The organism is Lichenibacterium ramalinae, assembly GCF_004137085.1.
GTDB classification, from domain to species: Bacteria; Pseudomonadota; Alphaproteobacteria; order Rhizobiales; family Beijerinckiaceae; genus Lichenihabitans; species Lichenihabitans ramalinae.
Genome location: NZ_QYBC01000032.1, coordinates 21,416 through 36,084 on the forward strand (window position 1 = coordinate 21,416; position 14,669 = coordinate 36,084).

Below are 14,669 nucleotides of genomic sequence, written 5' to 3' on the forward strand. Positions count from 1 at the left end.
ACGTTGGTCCGGGACAGAGGCCGGCTCTGGGGGTCGCCGGCGGGCGTTTCGGGCGCCCTGAACGGGCTCGGCACTTCAGTGCGTAAGGTGTGCCCCTCCCTCCCTTGTGGCCTTTCGGTGGCCTTCGGTGGTCCCGTTGTGGCCCCTGGTGGCCCCTGGCGGAGCGCTACCATGCTGAGGGACGACCGTCGGCGAGGGGGGTGGCCAGCCCTGCAGGCGCCGAATGCACATAGCCGGAGGGGAGACGGGCCTCGGCATAGCCGGCACCCGCCACCCAGCGGCGTAGGACGTCGACGCCACCGTCCCGGCGCACGAGGGCATAGGGCTTGCCCGCCTCCAGCCGGTCGAAGGCGACCTGGCCGTCCTTCAGGGTGAAGGAGACGGACAAGTCCTGGCTCGCATCGCTGACCACCATGGCGAGGGGCGTGTTGGCGCGCGCCACGAGGATGCCGGTGAGAAGCACGGCAAACATGAACCCGGCCGAGGCCAGGGCACCGACCCTGTAGGGCAGCCGCGAGCGGATCAGTGCCCAACGGCTGGCCGTGCCGGCCGGAACGACGCGGGGCGTGTGTTCCTTGCCGGTCAGACTGCACAGGAGCCGCCGTCGATCGGCCGGCGTCAGCTCGAGACCTGCGTCGGACAGGGCCGCGAAGCGGGCGTCGGGGGCGCCGGCGAGCAGGCGGTCCGCCAGCTTGCGGCTGTCCTCGACGTGCCTTTCGCCCGCCGCCTGCGCGGCCTTCGCGGCGGCGGCTTCGGCTTCGGCCCGGCGTTGCCCCGACGTCGGTGTCCTGGGAGGCTGGGCCATCAGGCGCCCCGCTCCAGCCATTCGGCCATCGGCGCGACGGCCTGCATGGCCTGCGCCCGGAAGGCGGTGAGGTCCTGGATCATCCGACCCGCGGCCGCGAAGCCGTAGGTTTCGGACAGGCTGTCCTCCGCCTCGCCGAGGCGCTCGGCGATGAAGCGAAGCCCACCCTTCTGCAGCAGGCCGTTCGCCTTGGGGTCGAGCGTGAGGCGGGGGAGGCGGCTCAAGACGACATCCTTGCCGAGCGCCTTCAGGATCTTGGCGTCGACGGCACCCTCGACCTGATTCTCGACGGCGAAGAGCTGTTTGGCGAAGGGTCGCGCCAAGCTGAGCACGACGGGTGCGCTCGACGCCGCCCCCGGCTCGGCGGTGATCACGGTCAGCATGGCGAACTCGACCCCGATCCGACTGAAGCGGGCCGCCCGGGAGGCGATCTCGGGCAGGAACGAGCGCGATGCGTTGGCACCGATGTCGACGATCAGCAACTCTGGGGTGGTGGCACCCGCGGCGGGCTTGCGCGCCATCCTGTCGAGCACGGCGTCGTACTCGCTGCGGGCCGCGGCGCCCGAGGTGCGGTCGATCTCGCTCCGCTCCGCCCGGACGGGGAAGAAATCGACGCGGTCCTCGAGTTCGATGAGCCGCTTCTCGTCCTCGAGTTCGATGATCCATGCCGCCACGACCGACTCGGCCGTGGCCCGCACCACCAGGCTCTTGCCGGAGCCCCCCTTGTCCTGGCCCGCCAGGAGCACGCGTCGCATCGTCATGGCTTTTTTCCTTTCAGCTGGTCGTAGAGGTCAGCGAGCCCATCGCGCCGGATCTGCTCGGCGGTGCGGTATTCCGACTTCGGAATTTCGGTCAGCGGTGCGTCAGGCCTGGGAGGTGATCCTGGTGTCGAGGGCCGTGATGGCACCCCTGCGTCCGTCGGCGACTCTGGAAGGTCGCCTCGTGAAGCCCGTCGTGCCGTGGTGCGCCGCCGCTTGGCGTCCTGTCGCCGGATGGAGTCGATCAGCCCGGTGAGGCGTCGGCCCGTGATGGGGGCGCCATCGCGCCGCCTCGTGCCTTGCCCGGCGAGCGCGGCCGCGATGTCGGTCCAGGTGGCGCCCTCGCCCCTGAGCCGCTCGATCTCCGCCAAGTGCGCGCGCACGATCGCCATGGCGCCGCTCGCCTTCCCGTGCGCGACGTCTTCCGTCTTGCGAGAGAGGCCCAGTGCGGCGACGTCGCGTCGGAGGCGTTCGAGGTTTAGCGACATGGCGCATGTCAGCCCGCCCGCCCGACGGGCGCCACGGCCTCGACGAGGGGACGGATACGGTGGTCCGTGTGGGCGACGGTCTTGCGCAGGCGGAGGGGATGGCGCGTCTGGCCCCGGCTGTTGGGGAAGACGAGCAGCTCGTTGGACGGCATGGTCGCCAGGGCGTCCGGGCTCATCAGCGGGGCGGGCTGGGGAGTGCTGTTGGTCGTGGACGACCCTGTCCCGGTCGTGGGCCGGCTGAATGATTCGACCAGGGCGGTATAGTTGCCGAGCGCGCGGGACCAGCGGTCGGTCTCTGCGGGGTCGACCGCAGATAAATCCGAGATGGTGACGATTTCAGCGGTATTAATGATTGTCGCAGCGCCGGCAGGATTCCATAAATACAATAATTGGTTGAAATCCTGCCAAAAGGTCCACAGGCTGGCCCCGTAGCCGGGGAGCTCAGCGGCCGAGGTCAGGATCTCATCGTAGCGCCCGATGGATGCAGCCTCGTCGACGAACAGGATGGCTCGCATCTCGGGCCGGTTGCGGCGAATGGAGGTGAAAAGGTCGGACAGGAACCAGCGCAGCAAGGGGGCCAGCACGCGCTTGTGCTCGGGGGGGATGGCGACGAAGATGTCGATCTCGTTCCTGGACAGCTCGGCGAATTCAAAACTGCTGTCGCCGACGAGGCGGCGCATGCGAGGGTCTGCCAGCCACTGAAATCCTTGCAGGGCGGTCGAGCGGATCGGATCCCGGGTACGGGGATCGGCCTGCATGATCTCCAGGGCGGCGAGCGCTGCCGGCTGTGCGCCTTGTGATTGCAGACCCTCGATGAAGGCGGCCTCGTCGGTCAACAGGCGGTGGACGTCGACGACCGAGCGGAGATCGGCACGCAGGGACACGCTGATCGCGCCGACGATGAGATCGACGGCGCGGTTGCGAAAATAGTCCTCGGCCCCGTTGCCCGAGCCGCTCTCGGGCAGGAGCGCCAGAGCAGTCTTTTGCATGTAGAGGATGTCGTCATCCCGCAGAGAAGCGAGAGGATTCCACCTATCATTGCCTCCCACGAGGTCGAGAGGATCGAGGCAGACCACGCGACGACCCATGCTCTCGCGGCGCGCCCGGGTGGCGCGGTAGACCTCGCCCTTCGTGTCCAGCACCACGGCTGGTCCGGCCCATGCGCCAGGTTCGGGGTAAGACAGGTTCGGGATCAGTAAACCTGAAGTTTTACCAGTGCGAGGCGGCGCGATCGTGACGAGTGTTCCCTCGGCGGCGATGCGGACCGCGCGTCCGGTCTTGGGATCGATGCCCAGCTCCAATCCCCGGTTCATGGCAGATCGCTCGGCATCGGTGGCGAAGCGCGCCGCGCCGAAAGTGCCCGCGACGTCGCGCTTGGCCGCGGGCGACTTCGGGGCGAAGCGGAGCAGGACGACGAGGACCAGCGGCGCGAAGGCGAGCAGGGGACCGAGGGACCAGCCTCCATGGGCAAAGGCTGACGCCTGCAGTGTGACGATGCCCCAGTAGGCTCCGACGACTTGGCCGAGGCCGACGAGGGACGTGAAAGCGGCGAACCAGCTTTCAGGCCGGATGGCGGCCTCCGGCCACAACATTGGATTGACACCATGCTCGATCGAAAGCGCGGCTGGATAGGCGAATAGGGTGGTCGCCACCATGGCGGAGAGAAGCTTCGGCACGGGGTCGACCTTGTTTGCGGTGGAAACGGCAACGGCGGCCAGTGACGGCCGCCGTTGCATTCGAAGACATGCGGTACTACAAAACCAGAATGACGCACTGGCGAAATCTGGAGTTTTCAGCCCCGCATGGCGGCGACGAGCTTGGCCACGGTGGCCTCGATGTCGGGTCGATCCGTGATGCGGAGCGATGGGCCCCACGAGACGACCGAGCGATCGAGGAAGAGGCGCCGCAGCAGGCTCTGCCCGGTGAGGCTGTCCCCGGGCAACGTGTGCCAGAGGACGGCGCCCTCGGCCGTGGACTGGGGACGGCCGGGCAGCTGCCGGACGATCGTGTCGACGTTCGTCTCGGCGGTGGGGCCGGCCACGATGACGGTCACCGGCGGGGTCGAACCGTCGACCGGGCCGCTGACGGCGAGCAAGTCGCCGGTGGGGGTGGTGTGCCTGATCATGTTTTCTCCTTTCTGCGGTTCCCGTTGTGGGCCGCGCTGTAGGGATATGGATCCACAATCGTTTATGCAAGCGAAATCGTCGAGGCCCGGAGTGCGTGGTTATGGATTGGTTTAAATTGGCAGCTCGGCTGAGCGAGGCTGAAACCGACGGTGTCCGCAATGATGAAGGTCAAACGTGGGTTTCGATTATCTCTCAGGAAACAAAAAACAATCAGAACATGTTGAGACGTATGCAAAAAGCACGAAGCTTCGTGATGCATAACTTCGATGCATCCGACGGTGAGAAGCTTTCTCAGATGCCTCTCTCATATGTGGATATATTATCGAGAGCGTATGTGGTCAAAAGAGGTGCCGCAGTAGCGTTGGCTAAAGAATTGATTTCGGATCAAGATCGATTCACATATAGATCTTTGCTAGATCGTTTTAATTCGATCAGAGATGACAACATAAGCATTTTAATCGATAAAATGCCTCATAAAAGTGGTGTGTTTCACTTCAAAAAAAGGTGCTTCGAAATTGCCGCTGATGGAGGTATGGATCACATCTATAAGAGTATAGGATATCATCAAGGCTTGAACTTCAGGATCTGGAAGGGAGGACATCCCTTTGTCAGCCCTCACATGACATGTCGGGTCAGTGACAATAAGGGTATAGCAACCGACATCCACGATATCGATGGATACGACTGTTTCATGCAGTATCGAGATGAGGCAAGAGACAATCCAAGAGATCGGATTTTACGGTCAGTTTCCGAGGCGACATTTTTCACGCGGCTTTGGGTGATGCTTCCAGCTGATGGCGATCGTCAATATGAAATATTACTTGAAAGGATAGGTTCTACAAACGTGGGTATCGTTCGCGTCGACACGACCAAAGAAAAGTGTGAGTGCACGATGTTGCCAAAGCAATTTCCGGTTCCTGATCGAAGGCACCTATGGAGCAAGCATGAGCTGAGATATGTGGCATAGACACATCATGCAATTATTTATGGACGATATCGGCACGCTGTTGCATGACAGCCAGAGATCGGCTTCTTGACACGATGCGATGAAAGGCTGTGACAAGCAGGTGGGCCGGGCACCTTCATGGGGCAGGCGTCCGGCCAAGTCCACGATAGAGCGTCGCTGGATGACACTTGAGGACGACGCGCGCCACCTCGCGCACGCTCTTGCCCTCAGCGATCAACCTTCGACCGAGCGCTACCTGCTCCTGCCCGGGCAGCATTGCGAGTTGGACGTGACGTGATCCTTCGGTCCTCATGAGGCCTCCATTCAGGCTGCCGCGACAGTGGACGTGGCGGGCTGGCGTTTCAGGGTCCTATAAACGGTTGGCCGTGAGACCGAGAACAGCTCTGCCAAGTCGCTGATTGCATAGTCACCGGTGTCGTGCATCCGGCGCAGTTCCTTCTGCTGCCTGTCCGACAGCTTCGGCTGCTTGCCGCGCAACCTGCCACGGGCCTTGGCGATCGCCATGCCTTCGCGCGTGCGCAGGCGGATGAGGTCGGCCTCGAACTCGGCGAAGGTGGCCAGGATGTTGAAGAACATCTTCCCCATCGGGTCGGCCGGGTCGTAGACGCTCGCCCCCAACGCGAGCCGGACCCCGCGGGTGATGAGGCTGTCCGCGATCGTTCTCGCGTCGGGAACCGATCGCGCCAGCCGGTCGAGCTTCGGCACGACCAGCGTGTCGCCGGTGCGGACGGCCGCGAGAGCTTGGTCGAGACCAGGGCGGGAGCGGTTCGTCCCCGTCAGCCCATGGTCGGTGTAGATCCGGTCGGCCGCGACCCCGAGTTTTTCGAGGGCAGCCTTCTGGGCCGTGAGGTCCTGCTTATCTGTGGAGCAGCGGGCATAGCCGATCAGGGTCGTCGTCATGCCACGGAGTGTACGTTTGCCCTCCCCTGACTGACAAGATCATCGGACCACCTATCTGAGACAGGTTTTCACGTGTCCGATCAACGGACGGCTCGGCGCTTCACAATCGTCCGTTCACCGATCCCCTTGCGGACACACCGCCGAACGATAAGCCTGCCGGCGTGAGATCGAACCACGCCGGCCAGCGAGCGCTCTGGCGTACGGGGGCGCGAACGGGGTAGTATGGCGTCTATGGCATATATCGGAGACGTCCCATGAAGGCCAAGGTGATGCCGGACGGACGCATGAGCTTGCCCGCCGACCTGCGGCGGCGACACGGCCTCGGCGACGGCGGGGAGGTGATGGTCGAAGACCTCGGAGACGCCATCGTGCTCCGCACCCTCGATCAGGTGGTGGCCCGCGCCCAAGCCCTCAGCCGCAGGCTCGTCGGCGACAAGCCCGGCGCTTCGGTCGACGACTTTCTCGCCGACCGAGCCCAAGAGGCCGACTCGGAATGAGCAGGTGCGTCCTCGATGCCTCGGCCCTGCTCGCGCTCCTGCTCGGCGAGCCGGGGGCTGACAAGGTGAAGGCCGCCTTCGATGGCTCGCTCATGAGCGTGGTGAACATGGCCGAGGTGGTGAGCCACTACGCCAAGCTCGGCGCGGTCCGTCACGACATCGAGGCGCTGCTGCGCCCGTTGCCGATCCGCCTGATCCCGCTCGATGCCGCGCTGTCCTACGACGCCGGCATGCTGCGCCCCATCACGCTCCAAGGCGGCCTGTCGCTGGGAGACCGTTGCTGCCTGGCCCTGGCCAAGCGCGAAGGACTGCCTGCCCTCACCGCGGAGCGGCGCTGGCCGCTTATCGCCGAGGCGGCGGGGGCGACAGTTGAGCTGATCCGATGAGAGCTCATCGAGCTACCGGGGGGATCCCTGTCGCAGAACTCGTCGCAGAGCGGTGACGCACCGCGACAAACTTCTGCGACACCGCTCTCTTCGGCGCCGGCCTGCCTCTGACGTGTGTCGCAAAACTTAGGACATAAGCGACATCAGAGGCGGAGCCGAACCAGCTTGCCTTCCAACACGAGTCCCTCGACCGAGCGTTGGCCTGCTCGGAACCTTGCGGTTCACGCTTGAGCTTCGGAGCCGATCACGGCAGACTCGGTCCTGCAATGAACCCCTCACCGCTCGCCCAGGCCGACCTGTTCGACGACGCCGACGAGGACCACGGTCCCTCGATGCGGCAGGCGTGGGCCCGCCAGGCTCCCCTCAAGCGCCGGCGGCTGACGCGCGCGTTCGATCCGGAAGGCGCGGCCCAGATCCTCGACGAGCACGACGACTATCGCGTGCTGCGGCGGCTGAAGCCCCGCCCCGTCGACCCTGCCTACCGGCCTGGGCCGGGTGAAAGCATAGCGCTCGTGGTCGACGTCGAGACGACCGGCCTCGACCACCGCCGCGACGAGGTGATCGAACTCGGCATGGTGGCCTTCGTGCATGACGCCGAGGGCCGAATTGGCCCGGTGGTGGGCGTGCTCAGCATGCTGCACGAGCCCACCGTCGAGATCAGCGCCGAGATCACCCGCTTGACCGACATCACCGCCGAGATGGTGGCGGGACAGGCCATCGACATGGACATCGTGCGGGCCCTCCTGGAGCCTGCCGACATCGTCATCGCCCATAATGCCAAGTTCGACCGCGCCTTCTGCGAGCGACTGGACGACAGCTTCCGGCACAAGGCATGGGCCTGCTCGGTAGCCGAGGTGCCCTGGGCCGAGATCGGGTTCGAGGGCGCCAAGCTCGGCTACCTCGTCAACGGCTGCGGTTGGTTCCACCACGGGCACCGTGCCGTCGATGACTGCCACGCCCTGCTGGAGGTCCTGGCGCACGAGACCGGAGGTGGCTCGGGCTTCGTGCACCTGTTGGGTTCGTCGGCCCGCACCCGGGTCCGGGTCTGGGCGGAATATGCCCCCTTCGACATGAAAGATGTGCTGAAGCGCCGGGGCTACCAATGGTTCGGCGGCGGGGACGGCCAGCCGAAGGCCTGGTGGACCGAGGTGGACGAGGACGACCTCGCCGCCGAGCTGCGCTTCCTGGAGCGGGAGGTGTACCTGCGCGAGGTGGAACTCCGGCGCGACGTGCTGACCGCCTATGAGCGCTACCGCCCGGCCTGAGCCGATTCAATGCGGAGTTCCAGGAAGCGGGATGTGGCGAAGACCTCCGAACGAGGTCGCTGTTCGGTGCTCATACGGAATAAGGTTCCGTGAACAGGTCGCCGAGCGCGCGGCGGGCGAGATAGGTCAGCCGACGCCGGCGCAGGTGTTCCGCCTTGTCGTGCAGGATGTGGCAGCGCTGGCACAACGCGGCGAGGTTGCCGGGCGCATTGTTGAACGGATCGTGGTCGAGGTGCGCCGTCGCCAGTACTACGCGCGTGGTGCGTCCGGGCGGCCCATGCTCGGCCGGCTTGGCCCGTCGTCGGACCATCTTGCCTTTTCCGCATCGCCAGCTCTGCCGCTCGTCGTCCCACCACTGGCCGTCACCAAGGTGGGTCACAGTGCACCCATGCGGCCGGCCGCAGCCTTCGCATCGGCCCTTGGCACGACGGAAACGGATCGACGCTGACAGCTCGCGCCAGTCGATCGGGTAAAGCCAGCGGTGCTGCCGCCGGATGGGCATCAGGCTTGCACCGCCGCGGCACTGTTCAATCGCTGCCGGACCTTGGCGATCGTGCCCCTGCTGCAGCCCATGGCCTCCTGGATCTGCAGCCAGGACGAGCCGGCCTGGAGCATCGCGGCGACGCCCTCGTTCCGCGCCGTGTTCTCCCGCCGACCCTTATACACGCCAGCCGCCCTGGCCTTGGCGGTGCCCTCGGCCTGCCGCCGGCGGCGGTCCTCATAGTCCTTGCGGGCTACGGCGGCCAGCACGTCGAGCATCATGGCGTTGACGGCCGCGAACATGCGCCCGGTGAAGTCGTCCGATGGAGCGGCGAGGCCCCAAGACGTCGGCAGGTCGAGGGCGACGATGCGGACCTGCTTGGCTTCGATCTCGGCCCGCAGCTGCCGCCAGTCGGGCTCGGTCAAGCGTGACAGGTGGTCGACCTGCTCGGTCAGCAGCACGTCGCCGGGCTGACAATCACCCAGGAGGCGGAACAGCTCCGGCCTGACCAGCTTCGCTCCGCTTTCGTTTTCGATGTAGCGGGCAGCGATCGAGAACCCGTGCTCCTCCGCGAAGGCGTCGAGCCGGGCCCGGGCGCGATGAGCGTCCTGCTCGGCAGTCGAGGCCCGGAGATAGGCGCGAACGAACATGGACGGACGCTCTGTTTAACGTAGTCCATTATAAAAAGTCTGTTTTGATTAGTCAAGCACGAGATGGTAGACCAACACGGGCATGGTCGATCCCATAGCGAACCGATCCACGCCGGCCTTCGGCGCCCTGGCCGCGCCGCGCTCCTCTGAGCATGCCTCAGGCGCACCACCATGCCGGTTCGCTTTTGGGTCTCATGACCCCCTATCCAAAACGAACTTTCTCAATCGAACCACTCGAAATGAACCGCTAGTGAAGCGCTCTGATCGTGACGCGAGGCCCGTTGCATTCCGACCACTCGCGGCGCCTCGAAGTGGAAGCCGATGCATTTAGCGGGTGTTGAAGGCGGTCCCCTGACCTGCCCTCTCCTTGCTCGCTCCCTAGCAGTTGAGGCATAATCCCCTCGTCGGTTCAGCCACGTCCTGGCCGTCTCGCCTATCGGGTCCCTCGGGATCGCAGGCACCTTCCGCGCAGTCAGCCGAAGTGTGCCTGATCCATCCCGGTTTGAGCCCCTTCACTGACTGCGCCCTTCCTAGGGGTGCAGCGTGCCGCAGACCGACCCATCCGCCTCCTCGACCCCCGCCGCTCCGGCGTTGCTGTCGGATGCCGACGTGGGCTTGGCTCCTGCGACGACCGCCCCGCTGTCCAAGGCGCCGGCCGGCGGTGGCGGAGTGTCGTTCGAGGACGCCGTGGGGCGGGCTCCTGCCGGTTGGACCGACGCCGAGTTCGGGTTGCCTGCACGACCGCCCGCCGCTCGCTCCCTCACGGTTCACGGTTCGGCCCCGCCCAAGCCTGCGGGCGATGGTGGCGTGTCCTTTCAGGATGCGGTGGGCGCGCCTTCCAAGCTCATGTCGGACGCCGACGTGGGCCTGCCGCCCGCCTCCTCAGGATGGTCCGACGAGCAGTTCGGCCTTCCGTCTCGGAATGCCGATACGGCCGCCGCTCGTGGCCTTGGCCCCCTCACCAACACCCAAGACGATAGCTGGCTTTCCGGAGCCGCAAAGGGCGCCGTGACGGCCGCCATCAAGGGTGGCTCACACATCATCGGGCAGTTCGGTGACACCAACGACCTGGCCAGCTTCCTGGCGGCCGGCGTCGGCTCCCTGTTCTCGGGCCGGTCATCGGCCTCGGAGATGGTCGACCTGAAGGCGAAGCAGGCGGCGTGGGAGGCGTCCACGCCCTGGTACTATCATCCGTTCAGCTTCCCCTCGTCGGGCGACGTGTCGGCCCCGGTGCTCGCGAAGACGGGCGAATACGTCCCGACCTCCGAAGTCGGCAAGCTGGCTCAGGCCGGTGTCGAGACCGCGGCCGGAGGGCTCGGGCCGGGAAGCGGCGCCGCCAACGTGGCGAAGGCAGCGGGCGAGCAGATCGCCGGCCGCACGATCAGGCAGGCCCCCCTCAATGCCGTTGCCGGTGTGGCCGGCCAAGGCGCAACCGACGCAACGGGGAACCCCTACGTCGGGCTGGGCGCATCCCTGCTAGCACCATCAGGCGCCGAGGCGGCCGGGCAGTCGATGTCCAACGAGGCCGCGGACGGCGCAGGCGAAGCAGGCGAAGACGGCACCGGATCTTTGGGCAACGTGTCGACATCCGGCGCCTGGGATTGACCCGGTTTCACAACCCCACCCCAGACGCAGACTGTCACGACACCCGGTAAGCCGGCTGTGAATGGCTTGGGGGACCTGCCGGGGTATTCCTACAGCCCTGGCGCTGCGTCGGGCCTCGATACCGATGATCCCTCCGCACAGGAAACCGGGATCTCGCAGCCGGGCGTCTACGGTACGCCGTCTCCTCTGACCGTGACGCGAGGCATCTTGGCCGGTCAGCAGCCGACCGCCGATGGGTTCTCTCCCGGCGCGGCCTCGGGTGCCGACACGGCCATGGATCCAACCACTCCGGACGGAGCACCGGCCAAGCACCTGTCGGTCCCCAATTGGGCCGGCAACGGCGTGGCAGGCATTGCTGCAGGTTCCCTTCTCGGCCCTGTCGGTACGCTCCTCGGCATCGGCAACTCCATCTCGGGGTTCATGGGCGGCCCGACAGCCGCCGATGCGATCAACGGGGCCTTGGCGCATCCCGGCGCTCCGACAGGCGTGACGGGTGGCGGGGACAACAGCAACGCATCCGGTCGTGAGGGCCCGTACAATCAGCCCTACGTGCCCGGCGGATACGCCGGTGACGGGACTGGCAACAGCAACGACTCCCAGGCCACATCAACGGCGCCGGCCCCTGATGGTGCCCTGCCGTACTCGGCGCCGCCGCTCACGATCAGGCGACGACACCAGTACTACGACACGACGACGCCGAGCGTGGGTTTCTACAACCCGATGGCGGACTCTGCCGTTGCCCGAGCGTTGGCGGCGATGAGGAGTTGATACACGGCAAGCCACCAAGCGGGACCACGCTTGCCTGGGCGGAGCTTTTTGTCATCGACCGCATCGTGCTCAATGACGAGGCGCCCCTGCCGGGCGAACTGCCACTACTCGTCGCCGCCCTCGACGTGCTGGTGGTGCTGTTTCGGATTGGAGAACGGCCATGAACGCGCATGCTCCGCTTCCTGCCGAGGTCGTTCGCCTGCCGTGGCGGCTCCGGGTCGTGCCCGCCTCGCCTACCCTCGACCGTCTCGTGGAGAACGGCACCATCGACATCCGCCAGCACGCCGCGGCCCTGGCCTATGCTGCCCTCCGGCGACGCTATGAGCGGTCGGGTGGCCCCTTCCGGTCCTGGAGAGATCGGTCGGGCATGTCGGACGAGAGATGGCAGGCCACCAAGCGCGATCACGCCCGCCTGATCCGGGCGGCCGGGGCGGAGCGGTTCGTGCTCGACCGGCTGTGCCTCGACGATGATGCGCCGCTACCGTTCGAGGTGGAGCGGGTCAGGACGGCGTTGGGGAGGGTGGTAAAGATGATGGAGAGCGACGGATGAGCAAGATATGGTCTGTTGTCCTCCGCCTGTGCCCCACGTGGTTCCTTCAGCTTGAGCTTTCGGGCCGCGAGGGCGGCCCGTTCCGGCATGGTCAACGACAGCGAGAGGTGACGCGCTTCCTATAGTGTCGTCTGCTAAATCTGGGAGAAAAGTTTGTAACGGATGGTGACGCGATCGGCAGCAAACATTTGATATAAATATTTTGAAAAAAATAACATTTGAGACATGCGCAGGCGTGACATTATATACCATGTACGGATTTAGTTTTTTTGATAATCTTAATAAGAAGTACTTTCGATAATATCGATTGTCACATCGTCTATCGTTTTAGAGCAGGTTTATTTCCTCATGCCACGTTATTTCTTTGAAACATATAAGAACGGCAAAAACGAGAGAGACGGTGACGGCTGTGAGCTGCCAGATATCGCCGTAGTGCGCAGACAGACAATAATGTACTTATGCGAAATTGCTCGGGACGAGGCGATTATTAATGGAGATAATCGATCTTTTGCAGTGATGGTTTATGATGAAAAAGGAAGTCCTATTCATTCTGCCAGCCTAAACTGCACATGATCATGGTTTTTAGCTGAGCAGTACGGGAATTTAAATTTCAATAAACCTTAAGATGACATCTTCGACCAGCGCGACCGGCGATATATTTCTCGATATTCATATCTTCACTTGATCGAAAGTCTAACACCATAAATCGCGAAATCCCGACCTTCCAAGGGCCTCGATCGCATGCCCATCCGGCCTCACCACCGCTGGCTATACCCGATCGACTGGCGCGAGCTGTCGGCCTCGATCCGGTTCCAGCGCGCCCAGGGCCGATGCGAGACCTGCTGCCGGCCGCACGGAAAGGTCGTCACCCATTTGGGGGACGGCCGCTGGTGGGACGACGAGGCCCACCGGTGGCGTGACGGGGCCGGCAAGTGGGTCCGGCGCCTGAAGCCGCCACACAGCCTCCTGGAGCGCACCCGCACGACCCGCGTCGTCCTCGCGACAGCGCACCGCGACCACGACCCCACGAACAACGACGCTTCGAACCTCGCGGCGCTCTGCCAGCGCTGCCACATCCTGCACGACAAGCCCGAGCACCTCCGGCGTCGGCGGTTGACCTACCTGGCGCGGCGGGCGCTCGGAGACCTGTTTACGGGACAGTATGGGTAGGTGCGGCTAGTGGCAGGGTGTCACCCTACGATCCTACCTGTTATGGCGGCTCATGGCTGCCAAACACTCTCTCCACGTTGCCCTCACTGAACCGCTTGTCCGGCACGTCCGCGACCAGATCGCGACAGGTCGATATACAACTGCGAGCGAGGTGCTGCGAAAAGCTCTACAGCTCATGATTGAGCGCGATGCAGGACGCCCCGCTGGCAAATCGAATGCACAGCAATCGGTCTCTGGTCATGATTGATGACGAGGTCGCACGGCTGCGGAGAGACCTGGGTGCGGCTCAGGCCGAGATTGCTTCTCTCCGAAAGCGAGATCCGGACGCTACCCTAGCCGCAAGGGATGCCGCCCGCATCGTCGAAGAGATCGCGGGAACCGATGACGGCACCGACCCCTTCGCGGCTGCCGTCAGGGCCACCCGCATGCCTATGGTTATCTCCAATCCTCGGCTTCCCGACAACCCGATCGTCTTCGTCAACGACGCCTTCTGCCGATTGTGTGGCTATTCGCGTGAGGAGATCGTCGGACGCAACTGTCGGTTTCTACAAGGGGCAGGGACCGATCCAGAAACGGTGAGGCTCATCCGTGATGCGGTCAAAGCCGCACAGATGATCAAAATTGATATCCTCAACTACCGGAAGACGGGCGAGACGTTCTGGAACCGCCTGCTCATGGCGCCTGTAAGGGGTGCCCACGGCGACCTCGCCTACTTCTTCGCTAGCCAGGTCGATGTGACGTTGGAACGCGAACGGTTGGAAGGGCTCGAAAGCCATAATGCGGCACTCATGGCCGAGGTGTCGGACCGGCTCCGCGCCGAAGAGGAGAACACGGCTCGGCTGCACTTTGCGGCGGAGGCTGGCCGCCTCGGCATCTGGGAACACGACCTGCGGACCGATGACCTGACAGTCTCCGGCATCACCAAAGAGAACTACGGCCGGGATCGCGCACTTTCGTTCACTTGGGACGAAATGGAGGCAGCGGTCCATCCCGACGACCGCGAGATGCGCGCCGCCGCTTACACCCGCAGTGTCGAGCAGAGGGTCGACTACGACGTCGAGTTCCGTATTCTCTGCCCGGATGGCTCCACGCGTTGGGTGAACAAGCGGGCCCAGGTACTGACGGACGCCGAAGGTAATCCCGTCCGCATGGCGGGCGTCAGCCAGGATGTGACGGGTAACTACCCACGGGGTCGCGTGAGATCGGCGTCGTCGGAAGGGGTCCGTCGAGGTGCAACGAGGACTTGCGTGTCC

At 64.6% G+C, this 14,669-nt stretch carries 20 protein-coding genes; 12 read left to right on the plus strand and 8 right to left on the minus strand.

What is annotated here, in order from left to right:
• Positions 1-166 precede the first annotated feature (166 nt).
• From D3272_RS25065 to D3272_RS25085, 5 genes are all read right to left on the minus strand, one after another.
• Positions 167-805, minus strand: a complete 639-nt coding sequence (locus D3272_RS25065) for a hypothetical protein (RefSeq protein WP_129221964.1) — start codon at positions 803-805, stop codon at positions 167-169.
• Positions 805-1,566: a hypothetical protein gene (locus D3272_RS25070; protein WP_245496782.1), complete on the minus strand. Its 762-nt coding sequence runs from the start codon at positions 1,564-1,566 to the stop codon at positions 805-807. Before D3272_RS25070 ends, D3272_RS25065 begins: the two co-directional genes overlap by 1 nt.
• The gene (locus D3272_RS25075; RefSeq protein ID WP_129221965.1) at positions 1,563-2,051 is read right to left on the minus strand and encodes a hypothetical protein; all 489 of its coding nucleotides are present in this window, start codon (positions 2,049-2,051) and stop codon (positions 1,563-1,565) included. The genes D3272_RS25070 and D3272_RS25075 overlap by 4 nt, the downstream gene beginning before the upstream one ends.
• Before the next feature lie 8 nt (positions 2,052-2,059).
• Positions 2,060-3,727 (minus strand): type IV secretory system conjugative DNA transfer family protein, encoded by a 1,668-nt coding sequence (locus D3272_RS25080; protein ID WP_245496783.1) that lies wholly within the window; start codon positions 3,725-3,727, stop codon positions 2,060-2,062.
• A gap of 116 nt (positions 3,728-3,843) precedes the next feature.
• Positions 3,844-4,176, minus strand: coding sequence for a hypothetical protein (locus D3272_RS25085; protein ID WP_129221966.1), 333 nt, complete (start codon positions 4,174-4,176; stop codon positions 3,844-3,846).
• A gap of 101 nt (positions 4,177-4,277) precedes the next feature.
• Between D3272_RS25085 and D3272_RS25090 the strand changes: the two genes are divergently transcribed.
• Positions 4,278-5,144, plus strand: a complete 867-nt coding sequence (locus tag D3272_RS25090; protein ID WP_129221967.1) for a hypothetical protein — start codon at positions 4,278-4,280, stop codon at positions 5,142-5,144.
• 303 nt (positions 5,145-5,447) lie between these two features.
• On the opposite strand, the gene D3272_RS25095 is transcribed toward D3272_RS25090, so the two are convergent.
• Positions 5,448-6,044, minus strand: coding sequence for a recombinase family protein (locus tag D3272_RS25095; RefSeq protein WP_129221968.1), 597 nt, complete (start codon positions 6,042-6,044; stop codon positions 5,448-5,450).
• A 254-nt stretch (positions 6,045-6,298) separates the two neighbouring features.
• Here D3272_RS25095 and D3272_RS25100 point away from each other — a divergent pair, with 254 nt between their 5' ends.
• The 3 genes from D3272_RS25100 to D3272_RS25110 all read left to right on the plus strand — a co-directional run bounded on the left by D3272_RS25100 (position 6,299) and on the right by D3272_RS25110 (position 8,192).
• Positions 6,299-6,541: an AbrB/MazE/SpoVT family DNA-binding domain-containing protein gene (locus D3272_RS25100; protein WP_129221969.1), complete on the plus strand. Its 243-nt coding sequence runs from the start codon at positions 6,299-6,301 to the stop codon at positions 6,539-6,541.
• Positions 6,538-6,927 (plus strand): type II toxin-antitoxin system VapC family toxin, encoded by a 390-nt coding sequence (locus tag D3272_RS25105; protein ID WP_129221970.1) that lies wholly within the window; start codon positions 6,538-6,540, stop codon positions 6,925-6,927. The genes D3272_RS25100 and D3272_RS25105 overlap by 4 nt, the downstream gene beginning before the upstream one ends.
• 332 nt (positions 6,928-7,259) lie before the next feature.
• The gene (locus D3272_RS25110; protein WP_428978020.1) at positions 7,260-8,192 is read left to right on the plus strand and encodes a 3'-5' exonuclease; all 933 of its coding nucleotides are present in this window, start codon (positions 7,260-7,262) and stop codon (positions 8,190-8,192) included.
• 70 nt (positions 8,193-8,262) lie between these two features.
• Here the strand turns inward: D3272_RS25110 and D3272_RS25115 are convergent, their stop codons facing one another.
• Both D3272_RS25115 and D3272_RS25120 read right to left on the minus strand, forming a co-directional pair.
• On the minus strand, positions 8,263-8,694 hold the full coding sequence (locus D3272_RS25115) for a hypothetical protein (RefSeq protein ID WP_129221972.1): 432 nt from the start codon (positions 8,692-8,694) through the stop codon (positions 8,263-8,265).
• The gene (locus D3272_RS25120) at positions 8,694-9,323 is read right to left on the minus strand and encodes a recombinase family protein (protein WP_129221973.1); all 630 of its coding nucleotides are present in this window, start codon (positions 9,321-9,323) and stop codon (positions 8,694-8,696) included. The genes D3272_RS25115 and D3272_RS25120 overlap by 1 nt, the downstream gene beginning before the upstream one ends.
• Before the next feature lie 543 nt (positions 9,324-9,866).
• On the opposite strand from D3272_RS25120, the gene D3272_RS25125 reads away from it, so the two are divergent.
• The 8 genes from D3272_RS25125 to D3272_RS25155 form a co-directional block, all read left to right on the plus strand.
• Positions 9,867-10,928 carry a hypothetical protein gene (locus D3272_RS25125; protein WP_129221974.1) on the plus strand — a complete coding sequence of 354 codons (1,062 nt, stop codon included), beginning with the start codon at positions 9,867-9,869 and terminating at the stop codon, positions 10,926-10,928.
• A gap of 66 nt (positions 10,929-10,994) precedes the next feature.
• Positions 10,995-11,696 carry a hypothetical protein gene (locus D3272_RS25130; protein ID WP_129221975.1) on the plus strand — a complete coding sequence of 234 codons (702 nt, stop codon included), beginning with the start codon at positions 10,995-10,997 and terminating at the stop codon, positions 11,694-11,696.
• Positions 11,693-11,860 (plus strand): hypothetical protein, encoded by a 168-nt coding sequence (locus D3272_RS27570; protein WP_165361526.1) that lies wholly within the window; start codon positions 11,693-11,695, stop codon positions 11,858-11,860. Before D3272_RS25130 ends, D3272_RS27570 begins: the two co-directional genes overlap by 4 nt.
• Positions 11,857-12,246 (plus strand): hypothetical protein, encoded by a 390-nt coding sequence (locus tag D3272_RS25135; protein WP_129221976.1) that lies wholly within the window; start codon positions 11,857-11,859, stop codon positions 12,244-12,246. Before D3272_RS27570 ends, D3272_RS25135 begins: the two co-directional genes overlap by 4 nt.
• Before the next feature lie 348 nt (positions 12,247-12,594).
• Positions 12,595-12,819: a DUF6894 family protein gene (locus D3272_RS25140; protein WP_129221977.1), complete on the plus strand. Its 225-nt coding sequence runs from the start codon at positions 12,595-12,597 to the stop codon at positions 12,817-12,819.
• A gap of 168 nt (positions 12,820-12,987) precedes the next feature.
• Positions 12,988-13,416 carry a hypothetical protein gene (locus D3272_RS25145; protein ID WP_129221978.1) on the plus strand — a complete coding sequence of 143 codons (429 nt, stop codon included), beginning with the start codon at positions 12,988-12,990 and terminating at the stop codon, positions 13,414-13,416.
• Positions 13,417-13,468: 52 nt separating this feature from the next.
• Positions 13,469-13,663, plus strand: a complete 195-nt coding sequence (locus tag D3272_RS25150) for a ribbon-helix-helix domain-containing protein (protein WP_129221979.1) — start codon at positions 13,469-13,471, stop codon at positions 13,661-13,663.
• The coding region (locus D3272_RS25155; protein WP_129221980.1) for a PAS domain-containing protein at positions 13,605-14,669 on the plus strand (1,065 nt) is incomplete at its 3' end. The genes D3272_RS25150 and D3272_RS25155, both read left to right, overlap by 59 nt.